The organism is Aliivibrio kagoshimensis, assembly GCF_050337105.1.
Taxonomy (GTDB): Bacteria; Pseudomonadota; Gammaproteobacteria; order Enterobacterales; family Vibrionaceae; genus Aliivibrio_A; species Aliivibrio_A kagoshimensis.
This window is the reverse complement of sequence record NZ_JAKJSQ010000095.1, coordinates 1-11,329: the sequence shown is the minus strand read 5'-3', so window position 1 is coordinate 11,329 and position 11,329 is coordinate 1. Positions and strand designations below refer to the sequence as shown.

9 protein-coding genes are annotated in these 11,329 nt (G+C 45.4%); 7 read left to right on the top strand and 2 right to left on the bottom strand.

The window, feature by feature from the left end; genetic code table 11:
* Nucleotides 1–73 precede the first annotated feature (73 nt).
* From L4C32_RS19090 to L4C32_RS19070, 5 genes are all read left to right on the top strand, one after another.
* Nucleotides 74–2,932: a DNA translocase FtsK gene (locus L4C32_RS19090; protein WP_489672090.1), complete on the top strand. Its 2,859-nt coding sequence runs from the start codon at nt 74–76 to the stop codon at nt 2,930–2,932.
* Between the two features lie 3 nt (nt 2,933–2,935).
* Nucleotides 2,936–3,535, top strand: coding sequence for an outer membrane lipoprotein periplasmic chaperone LolA (lolA, locus tag L4C32_RS19085; protein ID WP_428198483.1), 600 nt, complete (start codon nt 2,936–2,938; stop codon nt 3,533–3,535).
* 71 nt (nt 3,536–3,606) lie between these two features.
* Nucleotides 3,607–4,890, top strand: a complete 1,284-nt coding sequence (locus L4C32_RS19080) for a replication-associated recombination protein A (RefSeq protein ID WP_428198485.1) — start codon at nt 3,607–3,609, stop codon at nt 4,888–4,890.
* 110 nt (nt 4,891–5,000) lie between these two features.
* The gene (serS, locus tag L4C32_RS19075) at nt 5,001–6,293 is read left to right on the top strand and encodes a serine--tRNA ligase (protein WP_428198482.1); all 1,293 of its coding nucleotides are present in this window, start codon (nt 5,001–5,003) and stop codon (nt 6,291–6,293) included.
* Nucleotides 6,294–6,461: 168 nt separating this feature from the next.
* Nucleotides 6,462–6,965, top strand: coding sequence for a glycine cleavage system transcriptional repressor (locus L4C32_RS19070; protein ID WP_428198481.1), 504 nt, complete (start codon nt 6,462–6,464; stop codon nt 6,963–6,965).
* A gap of 58 nt (nt 6,966–7,023) precedes the next feature.
* Here the strand turns inward: L4C32_RS19070 and L4C32_RS19065 are convergent, their stop codons facing one another.
* Complete coding sequence (locus tag L4C32_RS19065; RefSeq protein WP_428198480.1) at nt 7,024–7,350, bottom strand: HI1450 family dsDNA-mimic protein; 327 nt, start codon at nt 7,348–7,350, stop codon at nt 7,024–7,026.
* A 24-nt stretch (nt 7,351–7,374) separates the two neighbouring features.
* Nucleotides 7,375–7,950, bottom strand: a complete 576-nt coding sequence (gene efpL / locus L4C32_RS19060) for an elongation factor P-like protein EfpL (protein ID WP_428198479.1) — start codon at nt 7,948–7,950, stop codon at nt 7,375–7,377.
* A gap of 152 nt (nt 7,951–8,102) precedes the next feature.
* Here efpL and L4C32_RS19055 point away from each other — a divergent pair, with 152 nt between their 5' ends.
* Both L4C32_RS19055 and L4C32_RS19050 read left to right on the top strand, forming a co-directional pair.
* Nucleotides 8,103–8,882, top strand: a complete 780-nt coding sequence (locus tag L4C32_RS19055) for a nucleotidyltransferase domain-containing protein (protein ID WP_428198478.1) — start codon at nt 8,103–8,105, stop codon at nt 8,880–8,882.
* Between the two features lie 28 nt (nt 8,883–8,910).
* Nucleotides 8,911–11,274, top strand: a complete 2,364-nt coding sequence (locus tag L4C32_RS19050) for a DNA polymerase II (protein ID WP_428198477.1) — start codon at nt 8,911–8,913, stop codon at nt 11,272–11,274.
* Nucleotides 11,275–11,329: the final 55 nt, after the last annotated feature.

Sequence of the window (11,329 nt, the reverse complement as noted above, 5' to 3'; positions counted from 1 at the left end):
GCTTTTGGCCGCTCGAATTGTTTATAAAATGGATTAAAATTTGGTTTCAACCTTGAAAAATATCGTATCAGAGATGAAAACTCATCCTAAAGTGGACGCCATAGACACCGATATCCAATCAAGCGGTGACCAATCTCGGCTGAATGGCCTTCAACGTCTCAAAGAAGCTGGTTTTATTATCGGTTTACTCATTTCTGTTTATCTGATGGTTGCTCTGGTGAGCTTTGAACCTTCGGATCCCTCTTGGTCTCAAACCGCATGGGATGGCCCTGTTAAAAATGCAGCTGGCTCATTAGGCGCGTTTGTGGCGGATACACTCTTTTTTATCTTGGGCTTATTAGCCTATCTGCTGCCATTTATCGTTCTGCTCACAACGTGGGTTTTTTGCCGACAAAGGACCGATGACGAACCATTAGATCTACTGGTTATTGGCACTCGTCTTTTAGGTTTGGTGATGCTGCTGTTAACCAGTTGTGCTCTAGCCGATACCAGCTTCGATGATATTTGGTATTTCTCTTCTGGTGGGGTAATTGGAGGCGTAATCAACAGTTTAACCATCCCTCTGCTTAATGTGTTAGGCAGTACCTTGGTGCTTATCTTCTTATGGTGTGCGGGCATGACACTCTTTACTGGCGTCTCGTGGTTAACCATAGTGGATACCATAGGACGTTGGACACTTGACTCTATGAGTTTTGCGGTAAATAAAGCGCGCAAAACCGAAGATGAAACGATCTCGGCTATTGAGTTTGAACAGCAACCAGTTAGAGAACAGAAACTGCATGTTGACCCCTCGACTCCAGATTTTAGTCGATACGTTGAGTCTGACGTGACCGACGCTGACATCATGAAGTCGGTGAATGAGGGTGAACTTGATGAGTCGGTTAATAAACCGAATACAGAGCAGCAGGGTGACCGTGACTTCCTGCAATCATCACCTGAGGATGAAGTCGTCGAAGAGCGTCGATTCAACATTCATGGTGCGGATGATAACGACATGGCGCCATCAATGGTTGAGGAACAACTCACACCGCCGCCACTGTACTTGAATAATTTAGATGCCACTATCGAAGAGCTGGATCAAGCATCTGATGAGATAGAGAAACAAAACGTCGATGTGGTTGAGCACTTCCAACAAGAAAGTGATGACGTTACCCCAACGATAGAGGTTGAACCTGAGCCTGAGCCTGTGGTACCACAGCCTGAGCCGTCTATGTCATTCAGTGCAGTTGGTGTTATTGATGACGCGGAAGTGGTGAGTAACGTTGATCAGCAGCTTAATGACGAGATATCAGAGTTAGAACCATTAAGCGCGGTTGTGCCAGCAGATGTTGATGACGATCTCGAAGCCTTCAAGCAGATGATTGCTAAAGAGCAAGAGAATATGGCGGCTTCTGAGAACCCATTCTTAGTTCAACGTCACCAAAATCTGCCGGTTCCAGATCTCCCTTTGCCAACGCTAGACTTGCTGTTTCACCCTGAAACGAGAGAGACGACCATTTCTCGAGAGTATCTAGAGCAAACCGCTCGCTTGGTTGAAGCCAAATTGGCAGATTACAAGATTAAAGCTCGAGTGGTGGATATCTTCCCAGGGCCTGTGATCACCCGTTTTGAGCTAGATTTGGCGCCAGGAGTCAAAGTGAGCCGAATTTCTGGTTTGGCAATGGACTTAGCACGTTCACTCTCTGCGTTAGCCGTGCGAGTGGTTGAAGTGATCCCAGGTAAGCCTTATGTCGGACTTGAACTGCCGAATGTGGAGCGACAAACCGTCTTCTTTTCTGAGGTGATTGGCAGTAAACAGTTTATGGAAAACACATCCCCAACGGCCGTTGTGCTTGGTCAAGATATTGCTGGAGAAGCGGTAGTGGCGGATCTGTCGAAGATGCCTCACTGTTTGGTTGCCGGTACCACCGGCTCAGGTAAATCCGTTGGCGTCAACGTCATGATTTTGAGTATTCTGTATAAATCGAGCCCAGAAGATGTTCGATTTATTATGATCGATCCTAAAATGTTGGAACTTTCTATCTATGAAGGTATCCCACATCTATTATCGGAAGTGGTTACCGATATGAAAGATGCTGGCAATGCGCTGAGATGGTGTGTTGGTGAGATGGAGCGTCGTTATAAGCTTCTCTCGGCTGTGGGGGTTCGTAATCTGAAAGGCTTTAACGACAAATTAAAAATGGCTGCTGAAGCGGGTCACCCAATCCATGACCCACTATGGAAACCGGGCGATACCATGGATGAAACTGCACCTCTGCTTGAGAAACTGCCCAGCATCGTAGTGATTGTGGATGAATTTGCTGACCTCATGATGGTGGTAGGCAAGAAAGTCGAAGAATTAATTGCTCGTTTGGCACAAAAAGCTCGTGCTGCTGGTATTCACTTGATTCTGGCCACTCAGCGTCCATCGGTTGATGTGATTACTGGGCTAATTAAAGCCAATATCCCGACTCGTGTCGCCTTTACGGTTTCGACCAAAACCGATTCGCGCACTATCTTAGATCAAGGTGGGGCAGAGTCACTCTTGGGGATGGGTGATATGCTCTACTTAGCCCCTGGTTCTAATCACCCGATCCGTGTCCATGGTGCCTTTGCTTCTGATGATGATGTGCATGCTGTGGTGAATAACTGGAAAGCGCGTGGTAAGCCGCAATATATTGAAGCGATCACCCATGCCGACCAAGGCACTGAAAGTTTGCTTCCAGGTGAGTCTTCTGAAGAAGAGGAGGAACTTGATCAACTCTATGATCAAGTGGTTGAGTTTGTTACTGAATCGCGTCGAGGTTCTGTATCAGGCGTGCAACGTCAGTTTAGAATTGGATATAACCGAGCTGCTCGAATTGTTGATCAGCTACAAGCAAATGGTGTGGTTAGTGCGCCAGGTCACAACGGAAACCGTGAAGTGATCGCGCCGCCACCAGTAAAAGGGTAATGAATGAAAAAGTTTCTGTTCGCGTTAGTCTGTTTTAGCTCGACTGTTTTCTCTGCACCACAAGATGTGCTGGCAGAGCGATTAAATCAAAGTAGTGGTTTTAGTGCCGACTTCACCCAACAAGTGTTTAGCCCTGAAGGTGACCTTATCGTTGCAGGGGAGGGGGACGTAAAAATCTCCCGTCCAAACCTGTTTCGTTGGCACACTAAAACGCCAGACGAAAACCTATTGGTTGCTGATGGTAAAACCCTGTGGTACTTCAATCCGTTTGTTGAGCAAGTGACCATGATGTGGCTTGAGCAAGCGACCAATCAAACTCCATTTGTGCTGTTAACACGTAACGATCCCGAAGATTGGGCCAACTATAACATTGAGCAATCTGGTGATGATTTTACACTGGTGGCCAAAGATGCTGCGGATAATGCCGGTCAATTTATCGTTTCTATTGCTGAATCTGGGGTGGTAAAGCGCTTCTTCGTGATAGAACAAGATGGGCAGCGTAGTGAGTTTACGTTCTCGCAGTTCAGCGCTGAAACGCCTGAAAAGAGCAATTTCGTTTTTGATGTGCCAGCAGGGGTCGATATTGATGACCAACGCAATTAAGCGAGCTCTGTGTGAGTAATTTTACCTTAGATTTTTCGAGCGGAGAGGATTTTCGTCCTCTAGCGGCGCGCATGCGTCCTGCAACGATTGAACAGTATATTGGCCAACAACATATTTTGGGGGAGGGCAAACCTCTACGACGCGCATTGGAAGCGGGCCAACTGCACTCGATGATCCTGTGGGGGCCACCAGGCACTGGAAAAACCACCTTAGCGGAAGTGGCCGCTAATTATGCTAGCGCGGAAGTGGAGCGAGTGTCAGCAGTGACCTCCGGAGTGAAAGAGATTCGTGCGGCGATAGAACGCGCTCGTGAAAATCAGCGTGCAGGGAAACGCACCATACTGTTTGTTGATGAGGTACACCGTTTTAATAAAAGCCAACAAGATGCCTTTTTGCCACATATTGAAGATGGCACGATTACCTTCATTGGTGCCACCACTGAAAACCCTTCGTTTGAACTGAATAACGCTCTGTTATCCCGTGCCCGAGTGTATAAACTCACCTCACTCAATACCGATGATATCGAACTGGTAATTGATCAGGCGATGTCGGACAAAGAGCGCGGTCTTGGCAATGAATCGGTTGAATTTGCTGATGAAGTGAAGCAGCGTTTGGCTGAATTGGTAAACGGTGATGCACGAATGTCACTCAACTACCTTGAGTTGTTGCTTGATATGGCAACGCCTAATGAGCAGGGCGATAAACACCTTACTCTTGAATTGCTCGCTGAAGTGGCGGGAGAGAAGTTAGCCCGCTTCGATAATAAAGGTGACATGTGGTACGACTTAATCTCAGCAGTCCATAAGTCTATTCGTGGCTCGAACCCTGACGGAGCACTCTATTGGACTGCTCGTATGATGTCTGCGGGTTGTGACCCCCTCTACGTAGTTCGACGCTTACTGGCTATTGCGTCAGAAGACATTGGAAATGCCGATCCACGCGCGATGCAGGTAGCGATCTCTGCATGGGATTGCTTTACCCGAATTGGTCCTGCCGAAGGGGAAAGGGCCATTGCACAAGCGGTGGTTTATTTAGCCTGTGCCCCTAAAAGTAATGCCGTCTATACTGCTTGGAAACAAGCGATGAGTGACGCGCAGAACTCACCAGATTATGAGGTTCCTGTGCATTTACGAAATGCGCCGACCTCACTGATGAAAGATTTAGGTTATGGCGCTGAATATCGCTATGCCCATGATGAGCCGGGTGCTTATGCCGCTGGTGAAAACTACTTTCCGCCAGAGATGAAAGAGAGACAATACTATTTTCCTACAAATAGAGGTTTGGAGACCAAAATCGGTGAGAAGTTAGAATATTTATCCTCTTTAGATAAGAAAAGCACGTTAAAGCGCTATTAATAATCCCACTTTTTGGGTATCTTTACTCGTCAAATAAAATTATGCAATACGCCGGCATTAAGGTCGACGTATAGTTTTACTTCTTCATTACAATAACAACAGGTTTAGCAATGCTGGATTCTAAATTACTTCGAACAGAGCTGGATGCAACAGCTGAAAAACTTGCACGTCGTGGCTATAAGCTAGATGTCGAAACGCTTCGTCAACTTGAAGATCAGCGTAAGTCGCTGCAGGTCAAAACTGAAGAGCTTCAAGCCCAACGAAATGCCCGTTCGAAGTCGATTGGTAAAGCCAAAGCATCCGGCGATCACGCTGAAGCTGAACGCATTCTTGCTGATGTAGCGACCTTGGGTAATGACTTAGACGAAGCGAAAGTGGCACTGTCTGAGTTGCTCTCTAAGATTGATGCTATCGCTGCTGCAGTTCCAAACTTACCGGATGACTCTGTACCAAGTGGTAAAGATGAAGACGAAAATGTTGAAGTGCTTCGTTGGGGTACGCCAAAATCGTACGACTTTGATGTTAAAGATCACGTTGATCTAGGTGAAATGTCAGGTGGACTTGATTTCGCTAGCGCAGTAAAACTGTCGGGTTCTCGTTTTATCGTAATGAAAGGCCAATTTGCTCGTCTACACCGTGCTATTGCTCAGTTCATGTTAGATCTTCATACGGTTGAGCATGGGTACACTGAGATGTATGTGCCTTACCTAGTCAATGCAGACAGCCTATACGGTACGGGTCAGTTGCCAAAATTTGGTGAAGATCTGTTCCATACTCAGCCAGCAACGGAAGAGGGCATTGGTATGTCTTTGATCCCAACGGCTGAAGTACCCTTGACGAACATGGTACGCGATACCATTACTGAAGAAGCGGATATGCCTGTGAAAATGACGGCGCATACTCCTTGTTTCCGCTCTGAAGCAGGTTCATACGGTCGTGATACTCGCGGACTGATTCGTATGCACCAGTTCGACAAAGTTGAATTGGTTCAGCTTGTGAAACCTGAAGATTCAATGGATGCACTTGAAGAGTTAACGGGTCACGCTGAAAAAGTCCTTCAACTGCTTGAACTGCCATACCGTAAAGTGATTTTATGTACGGGCGATATGGGTTTCGGTTCAGCAAAAACTTACGATCTAGAAGTGTGGGTTCCAGCTCAAGAGACTTACCGTGAAATTTCGTCGTGTTCAAACATGCAAGATTTCCAAGCTCGTCGTATGCAAGCGCGTTTCCGTCGTAAAGGCGAGAAGAAACCTGAACTTCTACACACACTAAACGGTTCTGGTTTAGCCGTTGGTCGTACTATGGTTGCGATTCTTGAGAACAACCAACAGCAAGATGGCCGTATTGAAGTGCCAGAAGTGTTACGTCAATACATGGGCGGTGCAACTCACATCGGTTAACGTTGACTGATACCGCTTGTTGATACTGAGGCTAACCATTTAGGTTGGCCTTTTTTTGTGCGGTGAAAGGCGAGTGCCTATATAATAGGCAATAAGTATGATCTACCTCATCTAATATATTGGTTATTATTGTATAAATAGAGTAAGTCTTAATAAAAGGGGCCGTTTATGAATATCCAATTTACGATCACGATAGCAGGTCAAGACCACCCGCAACTGGTTAATCAACTGGCTGCCATTACTCACTCATATGGTGGCAAGTGGTTAAACAGTAAAATTAGCCGATTAGAGCACCAATTGGTCGGAATCATTAAGATTGAAATCCCTGATAATGAAGTGGTGCAATTGAAGGAGGAGTTGAGACACTTCTCTGCACTGGATATCCGCATTGTTGACAGTAAAACGGTTGAACATACTCAATACCGAAAAGTACGTTTTAACTTAGAATCCAAAGATCGTTTAGGTATTGTCCGTGATATTACGGGGAAACTGGATGAGATGGGGATTGAAGTCTTGCAGATGGAGAACCACAGATTGGCAGTGCCTGAAGTGGGGGAGATGATGTTTTTTGCTGAATTAACATTGAATCTGCCTACGGAGATCAGTCTCGATCAGTTAGAAGAGTCATTGCTACTTGTGGACGATAATCTCAGAGTTGACGGGTTGTTATAAAAAAGGCCGACATATCATTCGTTATGTCGGCCATATTATCTCTAGGTGCTACGAGCAGTTAGTCTCGTTTCCACAACATATGACAGAACTTATTGTCAGGGTCACGGCTGATTAGCATTCTAGCAAATACATCATTAAGTACGTCAGATGATTCATCGACTAATCCGATACGGACCTCGGCAAATACGTCACCATCGACAGCAAAACCGACATGTTCCGGCCAATCTGCACCGGTTTCAACCACTTCTGCTGCACCGCGCTCTTCAAATTGCAGGGTAAACAGAGCGACGTCGGCTGGCTCTAGGCTATCTGGTGCCATCTCAAGAAAGATGTCGTAGGCAGCATCAATAACATCGTCGAAAGAAATTAAGGACTCTTCACTCATAGTTGTGTCTCTTATATGGTCTGATTATTTTGAATCAGCACGGCTCATGAATTTACTTTCAGAGGTGTTGATTTTGATTTTTTCGCCGTTGGCAATGTACTCAGGAACTTGAACCGTTAGACCAGTTGTTAACGTTGCAGGCTTAGAACGAGCACTTGCAGAAGCGCCTTTGATAGAAGGGTCAGTTTCAACAATTTCTAATTCAACGGCACCAGGTAGTTCAATCGCAACAGGTTCACCGTCAACCGCAAGCACTTGTAGCCCTTTAGTCTCTTCTGTGATGAAAAGAAGCTCGTCAGCAATGGTTTCAGAATTGAAGTTGTAAGGTGTGTAGTCTTCACTGTCCATGAATACATGCTCATCACCATCAATGTAAGAGAAGGTGACTTGGTGACGAGTAAAGTCGGCTAGATTGATCATCTCATCCGCTTTGAAGCTCTCATCAACTTTAAGACCTGTTGCAACATCATACAGACGCATTCTGTATAAACTTGCCCCTGCACGACCACTTGGTGTTAGCTTGTTAATCTCTTTAACAAGCAGTACTTTACCATTGAGTTCAATTGCAGCATTCTTCTTTACTTCACTCGCCTTTGGCATGATAAAAATTCCCAATAAAAATAGTGCTGTGAAAATATCATGAACTGGATATAACGCCAAGTACTGCGAGCACGTTGTCGCAAATATTCGGTTGATTCCTTATGAAACTCGGGTACTCTTCCAATGTCTTTGTTTGGAGGTTGGAGCCAAGTTTGTCTCACAGTAAAAAATTGTCGATTATTAATTCTACAGCCCCTTATCAAAAAAAGTTTGAACCGGTTATCAATGCACTGATCACCCACCTTCGTGCGGCTGCCGGAGCCTCAATTCACAGTATTTATCTGTTTGGTAGTGTAGCGAGAAGAGAGGCAGTGGTTGGAAAATCTAGCCTAGATGTCACCATTGTTACTCAGGTCGCCCTAACCCCAAAACAGCAGACCGCGCTTAATACCATCAAGTGGCGCTTTAACACCCAGTATCCACAGATTACCGAAATCGCGTTTAATATTGGTGATATGAAAGAAGTATTGGATCTCGATTTTATCTTTTCGTGGGGGTTTTGGTTAAAGCACTGCAATGTCTGTATATTCGGCGATGACCTTGCTACTCGGTTTGGCACATTTGAACCGAGTTGGGAGATTGCTAAGAATATGAATATGGATGTTGGGCAGTGGCTGAGTACTTACCGAACAAAAATGATCAGTGCCACTACTGTAGAGGCTCAAATTGATCCACAAATCAAATTGGCGAAAAAGATCTTAAGAAGCTGTTACTCATTGGTCATGCATAAAGACAAAGGTTGGTATGACTCCCCCGTTGAGTGCGGTGAGAAGTTTCTTGAATACTATCCAGACAAAGCGTTAGAGATTGAACGAATGAACATTCTGCTACAAGGAAGACGTATTCCTAAGCGCTCTGTGATTGCGCTATTTGATGAGTTCGGCCGCTGGCTTGTGGATGAGTTTGAACGCATAGAGCGAAAAATAGGGTAGAATATACAGCAAGTATTATGAATTCGAGGTGGTTGTGCAGCAAGGTTTTCTTTTAACACGCCACAGCCGCGATATGTCTACGGGTACAGAACTGAGTTTATGGTTAAGTACCGATAGTGGGCCGGTGCAGCTAACGATTCCTGCAGAACAACCTGTCTGTTTTGTCCCCGTAAACTCGGTAGAGCAGGTTAATACGTTATTAGCCAAACATCAGATCTCTCATCAAATAAAACCCCTCAAGCTCTCTACTTTTGATCAGCAGCCTGTTTCCGGTTGCTATTTTCAGACCACTAGAGCAATGCAACTTGCTGTGGCGGTGTTCAATGAACACGGCGTTGAACACTTTGAGGCGGACATTCGATTAGCGGATCGTTATCTCATGGAGCGCTTTATCTGTGGGGGCATCGATTTCGTTGGTGAGCCGAGGTCGCGGTTAGGCTACACCCAATACCATCACGTTAAGGCGAAAGCGGGCAGTTATCAGCCTCAGCTCTCTGTGGTCTCTTTAGATATTGAGTGCTCTGAAAAGGGGATACTCTACTCAGTGGGCTTGCACAGTGAGAAAGACAGTCGTGTCATTATGATTGGTGACCCGCAAGATGAAGCGGAAACAACCATTGAGTGGGTGGCGGATGAAAAGGCGTTATTAATTGCACTGGAGAAATGGTTTCAAACTTATGATCCCGATCTGGTGATTGGCTGGAGTGTGGTTGATTTTGATTTTCGCCTGCTGATTAAACGTGCTGAATGGCATAAATTACCGTTTCGTATTGGTAGAGGGAACAGCAAAGCGTATTTCAGAGCATCAACCGGTAATCGACGACAAGGTTTTTTATCGCTTCCTGGTCGAGTGGTGTTGGATGGTATTGGTGGCTTAAAAATGGCGACCTATAACTTTAGCAGCTGGTCACTTGAGTCAGTCTCACAACAATTGCTCAATCAGGGGAAGTCCATTCACAATGCTTACGACCGAATGGATGAGATTAACCGAATGTTTCGCCACGATAAGCTGGCATTGGCGAAATACAATTTGCAAGATTGTGTTCTGGTAAGCAAAATTTTTGAAAAAACCAATCTGATTGCGTTTCTCATTGAGCGCACGAAACTCACAGGCATCGAGTTGGACAAAATGGGCGGCTCAGTGGCGGCGTTTACCAATTTGTATCTGCCTAAGTTACACCGTGCAGGTTATGTCGCCCCCAACCTGAAAAGTGACGATTGGATAGCCAGCCCTGGTGGTTTTGTTATGGAGTCTAAACCCGGTCTATATGATTCTGTATTAGTGCTCGATTTTAAATCCTTGTACCCCTCTATCATTCGTTCATTCAAAATCGATCCGCTTGGTCTCATTGAAGGGTTACCATTGGAGGAGAGCAAAGACGGAGCTATTGCGGGCTTTAGAGGTGGACGCTTCCATCGAGAAAAACACTTTTTGCCAGAGATGATTGAGCATTTATGGGCCGCTCGTGATGTGGCTAAAAAGGAGGGAAATGCGGCATTTTCACAAGCCATTAAGATCATTATGAACTCCTTTTATGGTGTGCTTGGCTCTTCAGGATGCCGCTTCTTTGATCATCGACTTGCCTCTTCCATTACTATGCGTGGTCATCAAGTGCTCAACCAGACCCGAGAGATGATTGAGCAACATGGTTTTGAGGTGATATATGGAGACACAGATAGTGTATTTGTCTCTCTAGGCAGTCAAAAAACGGAAGCGCAAGCCGATGAGATTGGGGCGATGCTCGTGGAGTCGATTAACCAACAGTGGACAGCGACACTGCGGGAAACTTTTGATCTCGATAATCACCTTGAGTTGGAATATGAAACTCACTACATGAAGTTCTTGATGCCGACCATTCGAGGTTCTGAACTTGGGAGCAAGAAGCGATATGCCGGTTTGGTGCTAAAAGAGGGGGAGCAGACGATGATTTATAAGGGGTTAGAGTCGGTAAGAACTGATTGGACCCCGCTTTCCCAGCAATTTCAGCAAGAGTTATATCACCGTGTTTTTCATCAACAAGAGGTGGTTGATTTTGTGCGTGACTATCATCAGCGGACACTCTCTGGCGAATTTGACTCGCGCCTAATTTATCGAAAACGTCTGCGTCGTCAATTGGACGAGTATCAGAAAAATGTGCCTCCGCATGTTAGAGCGGCTCGTATTGCAGATGAACACAATAAGAAACTTGGACGGCCATTACAGTATCAACAAGGGGGCTGGATTGAGTACCTCATTACTTTACGCGGCCCTGAGCCTTTAGAAATGGTCACCAGCACTATTGATTATGAACATTATGTTGAAAAGCAGCTAATGCCGGTTGCAGATGGTATTCTTCCTTTTATTGGTTTGAACTTCGATGAATTAACCAAACCGCAAATGGGACTGTTTTAATATTGACCGCTGTTAGGTAAAGTATGCGTCCTATTGAAGCCATTAATGATAGAGT

What these genes read in the sequence shown, in the direction of transcription:
- L4C32_RS19090 (WP_489672090.1), top strand. Translation starts at nt 74, where the DNA reads ATGAAAACTCATCCTAAAGTGGACGCCATAGACACCGATATCCAATCA.
- lolA (WP_428198483.1), top strand. Translation starts at nt 2,936, where the DNA reads ATGAAAAAGTTTCTGTTCGCGTTAGTCTGTTTTAGCTCGACTGTTTTC.
- L4C32_RS19080 (WP_428198485.1), top strand. Translation starts at nt 3,607, where the DNA reads ATGCGTCCTGCAACGATTGAACAGTATATTGGCCAACAACATATTTTG.
- serS (WP_428198482.1), top strand. Translation starts at nt 5,001, where the DNA reads ATGCTGGATTCTAAATTACTTCGAACAGAGCTGGATGCAACAGCTGAA.
- L4C32_RS19070 (WP_428198481.1), top strand. Translation starts at nt 6,462, where the DNA reads ATGAATATCCAATTTACGATCACGATAGCAGGTCAAGACCACCCGCAA.
- L4C32_RS19065 (WP_428198480.1), bottom strand. Translation starts at nt 7,350, where the DNA reads ATGAGTGAAGAGTCCTTAATTTCTTTCGACGATGTTATTGATGCTGCC.
- efpL (WP_428198479.1), bottom strand. Translation starts at nt 7,950, where the DNA reads ATGCCAAAGGCGAGTGAAGTAAAGAAGAATGCTGCAATTGAACTCAAT.